This is a genomic window from Streptomyces sp. NRRL WC-3618 (assembly GCF_001280005.1).
GTDB lineage: Bacteria > Actinomycetota > Actinomycetes > Streptomycetales > Streptomycetaceae > Streptomyces.
On sequence record NZ_LGDW01000107.1, the window covers coordinates 49483 to 62951 of the forward strand.

Annotated in this window: 15 protein-coding genes; 2 read left to right on the plus strand and 13 right to left on the minus strand. The window is 68.5% G+C overall.

What is annotated here, in order from left to right; genetic code table 11:
• Window positions 1–244: 244 nt before the first annotated feature.
• Both ADL01_RS13260 and ADL01_RS13265 read left to right on the plus strand, forming a co-directional pair.
• Window positions 245–826, plus strand: a complete 582-nt coding sequence (locus ADL01_RS13260; protein ID WP_053742158.1) for a DUF1697 domain-containing protein — start codon at window positions 245–247, stop codon at window positions 824–826.
• 56 nt (window positions 827–882) lie between these two features.
• Complete coding sequence (locus ADL01_RS13265) at window positions 883–1932, plus strand: ketopantoate reductase family protein (protein ID WP_053742159.1); 1050 nt, start codon at window positions 883–885, stop codon at window positions 1930–1932.
• A gap of 28 nt (window positions 1933–1960) precedes the next feature.
• On the opposite strand, the gene ADL01_RS44670 is transcribed toward ADL01_RS13265, so the two are convergent.
• The 13 genes from ADL01_RS44670 to ADL01_RS47490 all read right to left on the minus strand — a co-directional run bounded on the left by ADL01_RS44670 (window position 1961) and on the right by ADL01_RS47490 (window position 13381).
• Window positions 1961–2950 carry a hypothetical protein gene (locus ADL01_RS44670; RefSeq protein WP_159049519.1) on the minus strand — a complete coding sequence of 330 codons (990 nt, stop codon included), beginning with the start codon at window positions 2948–2950 and terminating at the stop codon, window positions 1961–1963.
• A gap of 240 nt (window positions 2951–3190) precedes the next feature.
• The gene (locus ADL01_RS13275) at window positions 3191–3655 is read right to left on the minus strand and encodes a hypothetical protein (RefSeq protein WP_053742161.1); all 465 of its coding nucleotides are present in this window, start codon (window positions 3653–3655) and stop codon (window positions 3191–3193) included.
• Between the two features lie 218 nt (window positions 3656–3873).
• Entirely contained in the window at window positions 3874–4668 is a 795-nt protein-coding gene (locus ADL01_RS13280; protein ID WP_107090881.1) for a sirohydrochlorin chelatase, read from the minus strand.
• Between the two features lie 5 nt (window positions 4669–4673).
• Complete coding sequence (locus tag ADL01_RS13285) at window positions 4674–5579, minus strand: ABC transporter permease (RefSeq protein WP_053742162.1); 906 nt, start codon at window positions 5577–5579, stop codon at window positions 4674–4676.
• Window positions 5566–6351 (minus strand): ABC transporter ATP-binding protein, encoded by a 786-nt coding sequence (locus ADL01_RS13290; protein ID WP_053742163.1) that lies wholly within the window; start codon window positions 6349–6351, stop codon window positions 5566–5568. The genes ADL01_RS13285 and ADL01_RS13290 overlap by 14 nt, the downstream gene beginning before the upstream one ends.
• Window positions 6352–6385: 34 nt before the next feature.
• Window positions 6386–7489 carry an aliphatic sulfonate ABC transporter substrate-binding protein gene (locus tag ADL01_RS13295; protein ID WP_053742164.1) on the minus strand — a complete coding sequence of 368 codons (1104 nt, stop codon included), beginning with the start codon at window positions 7487–7489 and terminating at the stop codon, window positions 6386–6388.
• A gap of 223 nt (window positions 7490–7712) precedes the next feature.
• On the minus strand, window positions 7713–9050 hold the full coding sequence (locus ADL01_RS13305; RefSeq protein ID WP_053742166.1) for a sulfate adenylyltransferase subunit 1: 1338 nt from the start codon (window positions 9048–9050) through the stop codon (window positions 7713–7715).
• A gap of 2 nt (window positions 9051–9052) precedes the next feature.
• Window positions 9053–9994 (minus strand): sulfate adenylyltransferase subunit CysD, encoded by a 942-nt coding sequence (gene cysD / locus ADL01_RS13310; RefSeq protein ID WP_053742167.1) that lies wholly within the window; start codon window positions 9992–9994, stop codon window positions 9053–9055.
• A complete protein-coding gene (gene cysC, locus ADL01_RS13315; RefSeq protein ID WP_063783516.1) occupies window positions 9991–10596 on the minus strand; it encodes an adenylyl-sulfate kinase in 606 nt (201 codons plus the stop codon). Before cysC ends, cysD begins: the two co-directional genes overlap by 4 nt.
• A complete protein-coding gene (locus tag ADL01_RS13320; RefSeq protein ID WP_053742168.1) occupies window positions 10596–11306 on the minus strand; it encodes a phosphoadenylyl-sulfate reductase in 711 nt (236 codons plus the stop codon). The genes cysC and ADL01_RS13320 overlap by 1 nt, the downstream gene beginning before the upstream one ends.
• Window positions 11303–11482, minus strand: a complete 180-nt coding sequence (locus tag ADL01_RS13325) for a hypothetical protein (protein ID WP_053742169.1) — start codon at window positions 11480–11482, stop codon at window positions 11303–11305. The genes ADL01_RS13320 and ADL01_RS13325 overlap by 4 nt, the downstream gene beginning before the upstream one ends.
• A complete protein-coding gene (locus ADL01_RS13330) occupies window positions 11479–13173 on the minus strand; it encodes a nitrite/sulfite reductase (RefSeq protein ID WP_053742170.1) in 1695 nt (564 codons plus the stop codon). Before ADL01_RS13330 ends, ADL01_RS13325 begins: the two co-directional genes overlap by 4 nt.
• Before the next feature lie 124 nt (window positions 13174–13297).
• Window positions 13298–13381: a putative leader peptide gene (locus ADL01_RS47490; RefSeq protein WP_309486338.1), complete on the minus strand. Its 84-nt coding sequence runs from the start codon at window positions 13379–13381 to the stop codon at window positions 13298–13300.
• Window positions 13382–13469 lie beyond the last annotated feature (88 nt).

Consider the following 13469-nt stretch of genomic DNA (forward strand, 5'->3'; position numbering starts at 1 on the left):
GTGAGCTGTGGCCGGCCGCAGTCCTCCCGTTGGACACCCGTGTCTCCCCACTGGGTAGGACAGGGGGCCCCTACATCTAAAAGACGATCTCGGGGTGGGGGGCCTGCCGTTCGGATCAGGTCGCAGGAAACGAAGGGCTCCTGTCTGATGCAGATGGGCGTGCCACCTCCCGCGTCTGCGGCATGATCCGAACGGCGGGCCCCAATCAGGGGGAACTGTCAGTGGCCCGCTCTATCGTGTGCGGATGACGACAGGCGATCAGTCGACGACGGCCTATGCGGCGCTGCTGCGCGGCATCAACGTGGGCGGCAACAAGAAGGTCCCGATGGCCGAGCTGCGCACGTTGCTCGAAGGCCTCGGTTACGACGGCGTACGGACGTATCTGCAGAGCGGCAACGCCGTGTTCGCCACCGGTCGCGGGGACGAGGAGTCCCTCGCCGGGGAGATCGAGGAAGCCATCGCGCGGCACTTCGGATTCACCGTCGGCGTGATCGTGCGCGACCATGCCCACCTGCGGGCGATCAGGGACAACTGTCCTTTCCCTGCAACGGAGTTGGAGGCCAAGCAACTCCACGTCACCTACTTCTCCACCCCCGTCGACACGACCCGCTTCGCGGACATCGACCAGACCGCCCACCTCCCCGAGGAGTTCCGGGTCGGCGACCGCGCGTTGTACCTGTACGCCCCCGACGGCCTCGGCCGCTCCAAACTCGCCGTGCAGCTCGCCAAGCCCCGGTACCTGAAGGGCCTGATCGCGACTTCCCGCAACTGGAACACCGTCGTCAAGCTGGTCGAACTGACCGAGGGCGAGACCTCGGGGAAGTGAGACCGATGCTCTGAGACGAGCCCGTTCGGTGCGATCGCCGTGGCAGGCTGACCCGCATGCGCTACATCATCATCGGGGCCGGGGCGGTAGGCGGTGCCATCGGCGGGCGGCTGGCCGGGGCGGGGCACGACGTCGTTCTCGTCGCCCGGGGTGCCCAGTACGAGGCGCTGCGCGCGCACGGGCTGCGGCTGGTGACGCCGGACGGGACGCACACGTACCGCCTGCCGACCGTCGACGGACCCGCCGGACTGGGGGAGTTGCGCGCCGACGACGTACTCGTCCTCGCCGTCAAGACGCAGGACAGCGAAGCGGCCCTGGCGGCCTGGGGCCCCGCACCCGTCGAGGGCGGCGGTACGGCGGCCGAACGGCTGCCGTTGCTCTGCGCGCAGAACGGCGTGGAGAGCCCGCGTCTCGCGCTGCGCCGCTTCCGGCGGGTCTACGGGGTCTGCGTCTGGCTCCCCGCCGCCTACGAGGAACCCGGCGTCGTCTCCGCCGCGGGCGCCCCCCTCACCGGCATCCTCTTCCTCGGCCGCCACCCGCACGGCACCGACGACACCGTCCGCCGGATCGCCGCCGATCTGGAGCAGACGGCGGCGTTCGAGGCGCCGGTCGTACCGGACGTGGCGCGCTGGCAGTACGCCAAGCTGCTCACCAACCTGGGCAACGCCATCCGGGCGCTCAGCGGCGCGGCGGACAGCGTGGACAGCGAGCGGCTGCGCGAGCGGGTGTACGCCGAAGGCGAGTCGGTACTCGCGGCGGCCGGAATCCCTTACGCGAGCGCCGCGGAGGCGAAGGAGAGGCGCGGCGACAAGATCACGCTGCGGCCACTGCCCGGCACCGAGCCCGGCGGCGGCTCCTCCTGGCAGTCCCTGAGCCGGGGCACCGGCACGATCGAGACCGACTACCTGAACGGCGAGATCGCCCTCCTGGGCCGGCTGTACGGCGTACCGACCCCGCTCAACGAACTGCTGCAACGCCTGGCCAACACGTTCGCCAGGGAACGGCGACCGGCTGGTTCACTGCCGTCGGCGGAACTCGTACGGCTGGCGGACGAGGCCGTCGCGGCCGTCACGTTCGTCGCGGAGCCCTCTTCCGGTCGTCTCTAGCGTGAGCTGTACGAGTCGTCGACGAGCTCTAGTCGGCCGGGCGGACGGTGCAGGTGCCTTGTCCCGAGGTCACGCGGAACACCTGGGCGGAGCCGTCGGCCTTCGCCGCGTAGAGGGTGCCGTCGTCCAGGGCAAGGGCGTCCTGGGCCGGGATCCCGGTGGTACGTGTCCCCGCCTTCGCGGTGAGGAGCCCGACGGTGCCCCGCGACACGAAGACCCCGCAGCCACGGGACACGCTGATACGTGAATCTCCATGAGCGGTTGCTAGTGCCGGTGCGCTTTCAGGGGCGGCCAGATTCATCATGCGGAGCTCCCGCAGCGTCCCTGAGGCGCCGGCGGAGGACGAGCCGGATACGGCTTCCGAGCCGTTCAGGGAACATTCACTGGAGAACTTGTCGTACTTCTTGATCGTCCGGCCGGTGCTCAATCTGATGGCGGCCGGTTCGGCGCCGAGGGTGAGTGCTGTGTCCGAAGCGTCGGACAGGCAGCCGACAGGGCCCGACAGTGCGGAAGAAACAATGCGTGGCTCTTTTGTGCGTCCGTTCTTCACATCAAAGAGGAAAAACTTCCACGAGTTGTTTCCCTGGGCGCCTTGTGCGACGGATATCGCGATCCTGGCGCCGCCCTCCGAGGTTCTCCCCTGTGCTTCATGAACTCCGCCCTTGATGGGTAGGCGATGCGTTTTCCCGCCGGTCGCCCAGAGCAACCCGTTTCCGTCGGTGGCGATCCATTCGTCAGGGCCTGAGGTCCAGTACAGATTGGTATCGGGCTGGGTGAAGGGAATGGTTCTGTGCTGCCGGCCGGAGTGCCAGACGAACTCGGAGGGTGAACTCCCGGACTTCGACGCCTCGTTCACGGAGAATCCGGCATCCGGGCAGGAAGAGGCGCAGTGCACTTCGCCCGGAAAGACGTTCTTCTCCTGCCATGCCAGACGGCCGTCCCGGAAATACCCCCGCAGAATTTCCTTTTGTGAGTCGTATGTCACGACTCCCTTGCTGTCCGCGTCGGTGATGATCACCGTCGGGTCCTGCGGCCTGGTCTGCTCGGAGCCGTCGTCGCCCGGCGTCGGGGTACATCCTGTCGCTGCCAGAGCGCACAACGCTGCGAGCAGGGCGGTCAGCCGGGCATACGGCGAGCGGTGGGGGGTGGCTGGTGTCATGGATGCTGTGCCTCCGAAAGCGCGGGTGGGCGGACAGATGTCCGCCCACCCGTTTTGAATTGAAGGGCGTCCGGGAAGCTGTGAGGCCCGGAGAACCGATCAGAAGGCGAAGCTCACGCCCTTGCCGCACTGCTTCGCGTAGGCGCTCGAGTTGAGGTCGTACCAACCGTCGATCACCACGCGGTTCTTACCCTTCTTCAGGGTCGAGGCGGTGGAGAAGGTGGGACCCCACAGGTCGGTGTAGTAGTGAGTGCCCTTCTTGGCCACATAGTCGTGGTTCGGAGTGCCGTCGTGCTCCGACAGGATGCGCACGTACAGCGTGAAGTCCGTACGGCTCCTGCTGAGACCCTGTGAAGAGGTGCGGATCGCGTACGACGTGGGTGTGATCTTCGTGCTCGACGTCTTGAGGTACTGGACGGCGGCGACGGCCTTGGCGGTCTTGGTGGGAGAGAAGACCGCCGTGCATCCTGCCTGCGAACTCGTCTCCGCGCTGGCGGACGGAGCGGCAGCGAGAAGTCCGATCCCCACGAGCGCCGCGGAAGCGGCTGCGGCTATTTTGCGCATATTGAGTCCCCGATTCTAGATCTCTCGTTCCAGACGTGGCTCTCGGTCGAAAAGCTCCTGTTTTGTTGGTCCGTTCCGGAGCTTCCCGAGCGGGAGTCACGCTTGATCATCTCCTATATGCGCGTGTGGCTCAAGGAGTTCGAGCAAGGCCTGAGGAAGATCTGAGGTTTCCGTCCCGGGGTGACGCATTTTTTGATTATGTGTCGAAGCGGTGAAAATTAAGCAAGAGAACGCTGGAGTTCTTTGTCGCGGCGGAGGATTTCTGTTGCGAGGGAGCGTGGCGACATGTTCCGGAATGCATCGTCGTATCGGCGCAGCACGAGCTGGGCCACCTCGGGCGCCGACCCCAGGACGCCGGCGAGGACGTCCGCCTGCGCCGCGCCCCGCGCGATGCGGTCCGGCAGGAAGCCGGGGGCCAGGACGTAGGGCGCTACGGCGACGCGCTCGCAGCCCAGTTCCCGCAACTCCCGTACCGCGTCCTCCGTGCGCGGAAGGGACGCGGAGGCGAACGCGGGCCGCACGGCGCACCAACCGGTGTGCCGCCACTCCCGCGCGATGTCAGCGATCACTGCGATCGCCTCCGGGTCGGTGGATCCCGCCGAGGCCAGCACGACCCCGGTCGAGGACTTGTCGGCGGGTGTCAACCCGGCCTCGTACAGGCGTCGTTCGAGCGCGGACAGGAGCAGGGGGGAGGGGCCGAGCACCTCCGCGTACCGGATACGCAGCCGCACCGGCGCGTCCCGCAGCACCGCCGGGATGTCCGCCTTCGCGTGGAAGGCGCGGGTCAGGAGGAGGGGCAGGGCCACCACATCCCGTACGCCGTCCGCCGCCAGGGACTCCAACATCCCTTGCGCGGAAGGGGCGTTGAAGTCCAGGAAGCCGGTCTCCACCCGCAGCCCCGGCCGCAGCGACCGTACGCGCCGCACGAGGGCGTGCACGGTCGCCGCGTGCCGCGGATCGCGGCTGCCGTGGGCGATGACGACGAGGACGGGGCGCACCGGCTGCGTGGGCACGGGGCTCAGCTCTTCACCAGCAGGCCGCGGCTGCGGAGTACCCGCCGCTCCAGCGGGCTGAAGATCAGCAGCTCGATCGCGATACCGACGACCAGGATCAGGATGATGGCCTCGAACACCATGGCCATCGAGCTGGCGTTGCGGCCGTACTCCAGCAGCGCGCCCAGGCCGATGCCCAGATCGGGGGAGGGCGCGATGATCTCCGCCGCCATCAGCGAGCGCCAGGAGAACGCCCAGCCCTGCTTGAGACCCGCCAGATAGCCCGGCAGCGCGGCCGGCATGACGATGTGCCGGGCGTTGTTCAGCCCGGTGGCACCCATCGAGCGGCCCGCCCGCAGGAACAGCGGCGGCACCTGGTCGATGCCGGAGACCAGGCCGTTGGCGATGGACGGCACGGCGCCGAGCAGGATCACCGCGTACATCATCGAGTTGTTCAACCCCAGCCAGATCACGGCCGGCGGAACCCAGGCCACCGACGGCAGCGACTGCAGACCGGACAGCACCGGTCCGATGGCCGCGCGCACGAACTTCACCCGGGCGACCAGCAGACCCAGCGGGGTGCCGATGGCGAGCGCGAGGAGGAAGCCGAGCAGACCGCGAGAGATGCTGGTCCAGATGTAGCCGAGGAGGTCACCCTCCAGCCAGGAGTCCCTGAACTCGGCCGCCACATCGCCGGGGGAGGGCAGCTTCGTCTGGTCGTCCACGATCTTCAGCGAGATCAGTGCCTGCCAGACGACCAGCACCAGCGCGACCGCGATGACCGGCGGCAGGATCTTCTGCGTGAACGTCTGCCGGAAGGGCGTTCGCCCACCGGCCGTGGTTTCCAGGGCGTCGAGGCCCGCCTCCAGGCCACCGAGGCCGGCCTTGGCGGGGGCGTTCGCCGTCGTGTCGGCGGTCTCAGTGCTGGCCATGACGGCGAATCTCCCCACGCAGTACATCGGTGATCTCGAGCGACAGTTCGGCCACGGGCGCGTCCTCGATACGACGCGGCTGCGGAATGTCCACCGTCCACTCGCGCGCGATGCGCCCCGGCCGCGACGACAGCAGCACGACGCGCTGCGCCAGCCGTACCGCCTCGCGCACGTTGTGCGTGACGAACAGGACGGACACACCGGTCTCCGCCCAGATCCGGGTCAGCTCGTCGTGCAGCACGTCCCGGGTGATCGCGTCGAGCGCGGCGAACGGTTCGTCCATCAGCAGCAGCCCGCTGTCCTGCGCGAGCGCGCGGGCCATCGCCACGCGCTGGCGCATACCGCCGGACAACTCGTGCACCCGCTTGCCGTACGAGCCCCGCAGCCGCACCAGTTCGAGCAGTCGCTCGGCCCGGTCGCGTCGCTCGTTCTTCGGAACTCCCCTGAGTTTCAGGGCGAGTTCGATGTTCTTGCCCGCGGTCAGCCACGGGAACAGGGCGTGCTCCTGGAACATCAGAGCCGGGCGCCCGTTGGTCGTGATGCTCCCCGCGGTCGGGTCGTCGAGACCGGCGACCAGGTTGAGCAGGGTGGACTTGCCACAGCCCGAGGCTCCCAGGAGGGTGACGAACTCGCCCGGCGCGACATCCAGGGTGATGTCGTCGAGGACGAGCTGCTGCCCGGTGGGCCCGGTGAAGGACTTCGAGACGTGCTCGATGCGGGCGGCATGTTCCACCGACTCGGTGTCGGCGGCCTTGGCGAGGGCGGTTGCCATGATCGTCACCTCCTGGGAACTCGTGGGATGGGGCTTACTTGACGCCGAGACCGGCGTCGTCGACCGTGCTCTCGCCCTCGGCCTTGAGGACCTTGTTCAGCAGCGTGAGGTCATAGATGCCGTCCAGCTTCGGGTTCTCCAGCAGGCCCGCCTTCACCGCGTGCTCGGCCTCGGTGTTCAGCGTGGCGGCCAGCGGGTCGTTGGTGAACTGGATCGACTTCCAGGCCGGGTCGAGGACGGCGGGCTTGAGTGCCTTGCCCGAGTCGATGCCCAGCTGCGCGTTCGCGGCGGCCTTCGCCTGGTCCGGGTTGGCGTTGATCCACTTGTTGGCCTCGACCGAGGCCTTCAGGACCGCCTCGACGGCCTTCGGGTGATCCTTGAGGAATCCCTGCCGCACGATGATGTTCGTGATCACGAACTGCTTGTCCGGCCACAGCGAGGCCTCGTCCAGCAGCACCTTGGCGCCCTCGGCGACCAGCTTGGACGCGGTCGGCTCCGGCACCCAGGCGCCGTCGATGGAGCCGGCCTTGTAGGCGTCCGGGGTCACCTTGTTGTCGGTACGGACGACCGACACGTCGCCCTTGCCGCTCTTCGCGTCGACCTTCCAGCCCTGGTCGGCGATCCAGTTGAGGAACGCCACGTCCTGGGTGTTGCCGGCCTGCGGGGTGGCGATCTTCTTGCCCTTGACGTCCTTCAGGGACTTGATCTTGGCGGGGTTCACCACGAGCTTCACACCGCCGGAGGCCGAACCGCCGATGATCCGCAGGTTCTTGCCGTCGGACTTGGTGTAGCCGTTGATCGCCGGGGAGGGGCCGATCCAGCCGATGTCGATGGAACCGGCGTTCAGTGCCTCGATCTCGGACGGCCCAGCGTTGAAGGGTGTGTACGAGGCTTTCGTGGCGCCCAGTTCCTTCTGGAAGAACCCCTTGTTCACACCGACCAGGGCGGTCCCGTGGGTCAGGTTCCCGAAGTAACCGATCTTGACGGAGTCGAGCCCGTCGATCTTCTTCGCCCCGGCGGCGACCTTGGCGGTGCCGGTGTCCTTCGACTCGGAGCCGTAGCCGCAGGCGGCGAGAGTGAGCAGGGGGAGCGCGGCGAGCACCGCGAGCGTGCGGCGTACGGAGGTCTTGGCAGGCACGGGAGGTGTTCCTCTCGGAGGCCCGGCGGTCACGCCCTCAGGTCGTGGCCGGGAGGTCGGCAGGTCTTCGTTTATGCAGGTGGCGGGGGGTGAGGGCGCGCAAGCGGTGCGCGTACGTCAGTACGCACATCGCGCGACCCCGCCCTGCCCGCTGCCGAGGGCGCCGCTGCCGACGCGGCCGCCCTCCTTCGCGAACGTGGAGTAGAAATCGGTGGCGTTCATGTCAGAAGTCCCACCCGTCGTCCTCGGCCTCGTCCCTGACGGGCTCCGGGGACGCGAACGACTCGCCGACCATGCCCGCGGTGAGCGTCGTCCCGTCGTTCGGGTCGATCAGGATGAACGAGCCGGTGCGCCGCGAGTCGGCGTACGAGTCGAGCGGCAGCGGCTCGGCGGTGCGGATCTTCACGCGGCCGATGTCGTTGGCGACGAGCTGTCCCGGGTGCGGGTGCAGGGACAGGTCGTCGAGGGTGAGCCGGGACGGGATGTCCTTGACGATCGCCTTGACCGTGCGGGTGCCGTGCTTGAGGAGCACCCGGTGGCCGACCGTCAGCGGCGCGTCGGCGACATGGCACACGGTCGCCTCGACGTCCTGCGTGGTCGGCGGCGCGTCCTTGCTGGGCACGATCAGGTCGCCGCGCGAGATGTCGATGTCGTCCTCCAGAAGGACGGTTACCGACTGCGTCGTCCAGGCGACGTCGACCGGCTTGCCGAGCAGGTCGATACCGGCGATCTTCGACGCGTGGCCCGACGGCAGGACCGTCACCGACTCGCCGACGCGGAAGGAACCGGCGGCGATCTGGCCCGCGTAACCCCGGTAGTCGGGGTGCTCGGCGGTCTGCGGCCGGATCACGTACTGCACGGGAAGCCGGGCGTGGCAGTGGCTCAGGTCGTGGGCGACCGGGACCGTCTCCAGGTGCTCCAGGAAGGTCGGCCCGCCGTACCAGTCCATGTGCGCGGACGGGTCCACCACGTTGTCGCCGGCCAGCGCCGAGATCGGGATCGCGGTGATCTCCGGGACGCCCAGCTCCAGCGCGTACGCCGTGAACTCCTCGGCGATCGCGGCGAACACCGACTCCTGGTAGTCGACGAGGTCCATCTTGTTGACCGCGAGGACCACGTGCGGGACGCGCAGCAGCGCCGCGAGGGCCGCGTGCCGGCGGGTCTGCTCGACGACGCCGTTGCGGGCGTCGATCAGGATCACCGTCAGCTCGGCCGTGGAGGCACCCGTCACCATGTTGCGGGTGTACTGCACGTGTCCGGGCGTGTCGGCGAGGATGAACCGGCGCTTCGGGGTGGCGAAGTAGCGGTATGCCACGTCGATGGTGATGCCCTGCTCGCGCTCGGCACGCAGGCCGTCCGTGAGCAGCGCGAGGTCGGGAGTGTCCTGGCCGCGGCTGGCCGAGGCGCGCTCCACGGCCTCGAGCTGGTCGGTGAGGATCGACTTGGAGTCGTGCAGCAGCCGGCCCACGAGGGTGGACTTGCCGTCGTCGACGGAACCGGCGGTGGCGAACCGCAGGAGCGTGGTCTCGGAGAGTTCCGGGAGTTCCGTGGTGGTGCTCATGGCTAGAAGTACCCCTCGCGCTTGCGGTCTTCCATCGCGGCCTCGGACATCTTGTCGTCGGCGCGGGTGGCGCCCCGCTCGGTGAGCCGGGAGGCGGCGATCTCGGCGATGACGTCGTCCAGCGTCACCGCGTCGGAGTCGACGGCACCGGTGCAGGACATGTCACCGACGGTGCGGTAGCGGACCTGCCGCTTCTCGACACTCTCGTCGGCCTTCGGGCCGCCCCACTCGCCGGCCGTCAGCCACATCCCGGCCCGCTGGAACACCTCACGCTCGTGCGCGAAGTAGATGTCGGGCAGCTCGATGCCCTCGCGGGCGATGTACTGCCAGACGTCCAGCTCGGTCCAGTTGGAGAGCGGGAAGACCCGGACGTGCTCGCCGGGCGCGTGCCGCCCGTTGTAGAGGTTCCACAGTTCCGGGCGCTGCCGGCGCGGGTCCCACTGCGAGAACTCGTCCCGGAGGGAGAACACCCGTTCCTTCGCGCGGGCCTTCTCCTCGTCGCGTCGGCCACCGCCGAACACGGCGTCGAACTTCTCGGCCTGGATCTTCTCCGTCAGCGGCAGCGTCTGGAGCGGGTTGCGGGTCCCGTCCGGACGCTCCTTGAGCACACCACGGTCGATGTAGTCCTGCACGGAGGCGACATGCAGCCGCAGCCCGTGCCGTGCCACGGCGCGGTCGCGGTACTCCAGCACCTCGGGGAAGTTGTGCCCGGTGTCGACGTGCAGCAGCGTGAAGGGGATCGCGGCCGGCGCGAACGCCTTGAGCGCCAGATGCAGCATGACGATCGAGTCCTTGCCGCCGGAGAACAGGATCACCGGCCGCTCGAACTCACCCGCCACCTCACGGAAGATGTGCACGGCCTCTGACTCGAGGGCGTCCAGGTGTGAGAGGGCGTACGGGACGTTCGTGTCGCCCCCGTGCACCTTGGCAACGGTCGTCGTCATGCCAGTCCCCTCTCGGTGAGCAGCGCGTGGACAGCCGCCGCGGACTCCTGGACGGTCTGGTCCTGCGACTCGATGCGCAGATCCGGTGTCTCGGGTGCCTCGTACGGGTCGTCGACCCCGGTGAGCCCGGTCAGCTCGCCCGCGGCCTGCTTGGCGTACAGACCCTTCACGTCGCGTACGGAGCACACCTCGACCGGGGTCGCCACATGCACCTCGACGTAGGCGGCACCGCTCTCCTGGTGACGCTTGCGCACGGCCTCGCGGCTGTCCGCGTACGGCGCGATCACCGGGACCAGCGTCTTGACGCCGTTACGGGTGAGCAGTTCGGCGAGGAAGCCGATGCGCTGCACGTTCGTGTGCCGGTCCTCGCGGCTGAAGCCGAGGCCCGCCGAGATGAACTCACGGATCTCGTCGCCGTCCAGCACCTCGACGAGGTGGCCCTCCTCGCGCAGCCGGCCGGCCAGTTCGTACGCGATGGTGGTCTTGCCGGCGCTCGGCAGACCCGTGAGCCATACGGTGGCTCCGGTCGTCACTGGTATCTCCTGGTCCTCGGGGGTCGCGGTCGCGGTCTGGGGCTGAGGTTCGGTCTCGGTCCGGGTCATCAGCCGTGCAGCCCGCACTCGGTCTTGCCGCGGCCCGCCCAGCGGCCGGCGCGCGCGTCCTCGCCCTCCAGCACCCGGCGGGTGCAGGGCGCGCAGCCGACGGACGCGTAGCCGTCCATCAGCAACGGGTTGGTCAGGACGCCGTGTTCGGCGACGTACGCGTCCACGTCGTCCTGCGTCCAGCGGGCGATCGGGGAGACCTTGACCTTCTGCCGCTTCTCGTCCCAGCCGACGACCGGGATGTTCGCCCGGGTCGGGGAATCGTCGCGGCGCAGGCCCGTCGCCCAGGCCGCGTACCCCGTAAGGCCACGCTCCAGGGGCTCGACCTTGCGCAGCTTGCAGCACAGGTCGGGGTCGCGGTCGTGCAGCTTCGGCCCGTACTCGGCGTCCTCCTCGGCGACGGTCTGACGCGGGGTGAGCGTGATGACGTTGACGTCCATCACCGCCTCCACCGCGTCTCGCGTTCCGATCGTCTCGGGAAAGTGATATCCGGTGTCGAGAAACACCACGTCAACGCCGGGCATCGCGCGGGAGGCGAGGTGGGCGACCACCGCGTCCTCCATGGAGGAGGTCACGCAGAAGCGCTCGCCGAAGGTGTCGGCGGCCCACTGGAGGATCTCCAGCGCGGAGGCGTCCTCCAGGTCACGTCCCGCCTGCTCGGCGAGTGCCTTCAGTTCGTCGGTCGTACGGTCTTCCTGAACCGCGGTCATATCTCGTCCCCTCCGGTTTCCCGGTGCTGAAGTCCGCGGGCGAGCAGCCCGAGGAACTTCAACTGGAAGGCTCGATTGCAGGCTCCGCATTCCCAGGCGCCGTGGCCTTCTTCGTTCGGCCGAAGATCCTCGTCGCCGCAGTAGGGGCAGTAGAAGGGCGCCGCGCGCTCGCTCATGAGAGGGACTCCTCGCCGGCCCGCGTGGCCCACGTGGCGAACCGCTCGCCGTCCTCGCGCTCCGCCTGGAAGTTCTTCAGCACCCGCTCGACGTAGTCCGGCAGCTCGTCCGAAGTCACCTTCAGACCACGGACCTTGCGGCCGAAACCGGCCTCCAGACCGAGGGCGCCGCCCAGGTGGACCTGGAAGCCCTCGACCTGCTCGCCCGCGTCGTTCAGGACGAGCTGGCCTTTGAGACCGATGTCCGCGACCTGGATACGGGCGCAGGCGTTCGGGCAGCCGTTGATGTTGATGGTGATCGGCTCGTCGAACTCCGGGATACGGCGCTCCAGTTCGTCGATCAGGGAGGCGCCGCGCGCCTTCGTCTCGACGATCGCGAGCTTGCAGTACTCGATGCCGGTGCAGGCCATCGTGCCGCGCCGGAAGGGGGACGGCTTGACGATCAGGTCGAGCGCTGCCAGGCCCTCGACGAGCGAGTCGACCTGCCCCTCCTCCACGTCGAGCACGATCATCTTCTGCTCGACGGTGGTGCTGAGGCGGCCCGAGCCGTGCGCCTCGGCCAGCTCGGCGATCTTCGTGAGGATCGTGCCGTCCACACGGCCGACGCGCGGAGCGAAACCGACGTAGAAGCGGCCGTCCTTCTGGCGGTGGACGCCGACGTGGTCGCGCCAGCGCTCGACGGGCTGGGCCGGGGCCGGGCCGTCGATCATCTTTCGCTTGAGGTAGTCGTCCTCGAGGACCTGGCGGAACTTCTCCACGCCCCAGTCGGCGAGCAGGAACTTCAGGCGGGCGCGGGTGCGCAGCCGCCGGTAGCCGTGGTCGCGGAAGATCGAGATGACGCCCTCGTAGACGTCCGGGACCTCGTCCAGCGGGACCCAGGCGCCCAGCCGCTGGCCGATCTTCGGGTTGGTGGACAGACCGCCGCCGACCCAGACGTCGAAACCGGGGCCGTGCTCGGGGTGCTCCACGCCGACGAACGCGACGTCGTTGATCTCGTGCGCCACATCGAGCAGCGGCGAGCCGGAGATCGCCGACTTGAACTTGCGGGGCAGGTTCGAGAAGTCCTTGTTGCCGATGATCCGGCGCTGGATCACCTCGATGGCGGGCGTGCCGTCGATGATCTCGTCCTCGGCGATGCCGGCGACCGGCGAACCGAGGATGACGCGGGGCGTGTCACCGCAGGCCTCGGTGGTGGACAGGCCGACCGCTTCGAGGCGGTTCCAGATCTCCGGGACGTCCTCGATCCGGATCCAGTGGTACTGGACGTTCTGCCGGTCCGTGAGGTCGGCCGTGCCGCGCGCGAACTCCTGCGAGATCTCGCCGATGACCCGCAGCTGCTGGGTGGTGAGCCGGCCGCCGTCGATCCGGACGCGCAGCATGAAGTACTTGTCGTCCAGCTCCTCCGGCTCGAGGATCGCGGTCTTGCCGCCGTCGATGCCGGGCTTGCGCTGCGTGTAGAGGCCCCACCAGCGCATTCGGCCGCGCAGATCGTTGGGGTCGATCGAGTCGAAGCCCCGCTTGGAGTAGATCGTCTCAATGCGTGTCCGCACATTGAGACCGTCGTCGTCCTTCTTGAACTGCTCGTTCCCGTTGAGCGGGGTGAAGTGTCCCGCGGCCCACTGACCCTCACCACGGTGACGGCTCACCTTGCGGCGGGGCGCGGCGGCAGGGTTCTGCGGGGTGGCGGCCATGTTTTTTGGTCCTTCGGGACAGGCGGAAAGCGGCTCTTACCCGCGCATAAGGGCGCAGGTCAGGCTGGCGCGGCTCTGCGCAGGCTGAGGCAAAGGGGGAGGGGGCGGCGGTGCTGAAGGCTGGTCAGCTCGCCGGACAGATGGCGCTGGACATGCGGCCGAGGTCGACGTGCCGCCGACTCACCAAGGCAATCCCAGTTCCAGACATGACGGAAGCGTGTCACGGCAATCTGGACACAGTCCAGCATTGTCCGTCATGTGGACACCCTTGTCTCGTTCAGTGAGACAAGGGTGGT

Bases quoted from the DNA above. Each gene is read 5' to 3' on its own strand.
- ADL01_RS13290 (WP_053742163.1), bottom strand. From the start codon at position 6,351: ATGGCAACCGCCCTCGCCAAGGCCGCCGACACCGAGTCGGTGGAACAT.
- ADL01_RS13330 (WP_053742170.1), bottom strand. From the start codon at position 13,173: ATGGCCGCCACCCCGCAGAACCCTGCCGCCGCGCCCCGCCGCAAGGTG.
- ADL01_RS13305 (WP_053742166.1), bottom strand. From the start codon at position 9,050: ATGAGCACCACCACGGAACTCCCGGAACTCTCCGAGACCACGCTCCTG.
- cysD (WP_053742167.1), bottom strand. From the start codon at position 9,994: ATGACGACGACCGTTGCCAAGGTGCACGGGGGCGACACGAACGTCCCG.
- ADL01_RS13285 (WP_053742162.1), bottom strand. From the start codon at position 5,579: ATGGCCAGCACTGAGACCGCCGACACGACGGCGAACGCCCCCGCCAAG.
- ADL01_RS13275 (WP_053742161.1), bottom strand. From the start codon at position 3,655: ATGCGCAAAATAGCCGCAGCCGCTTCCGCGGCGCTCGTGGGGATCGGA.
- ADL01_RS13265 (WP_053742159.1), top strand. From the start codon at position 883: ATGCGCTACATCATCATCGGGGCCGGGGCGGTAGGCGGTGCCATCGGC.
- ADL01_RS47490 (WP_309486338.1), bottom strand. From the start codon at position 13,381: ATGTCTGGAACTGGGATTGCCTTGGTGAGTCGGCGGCACGTCGACCTC.
- ADL01_RS13320 (WP_053742168.1), bottom strand. From the start codon at position 11,306: ATGACCGCGGTTCAGGAAGACCGTACGACCGACGAACTGAAGGCACTC.
- ADL01_RS13325 (WP_053742169.1), bottom strand. From the start codon at position 11,482: ATGAGCGAGCGCGCGGCGCCCTTCTACTGCCCCTACTGCGGCGACGAG.
- cysC (WP_063783516.1), bottom strand. From the start codon at position 10,596: ATGACCCGGACCGAGACCGAACCTCAGCCCCAGACCGCGACCGCGACC.
- ADL01_RS13260 (WP_053742158.1), top strand. From the start codon at position 245: ATGACGACAGGCGATCAGTCGACGACGGCCTATGCGGCGCTGCTGCGC.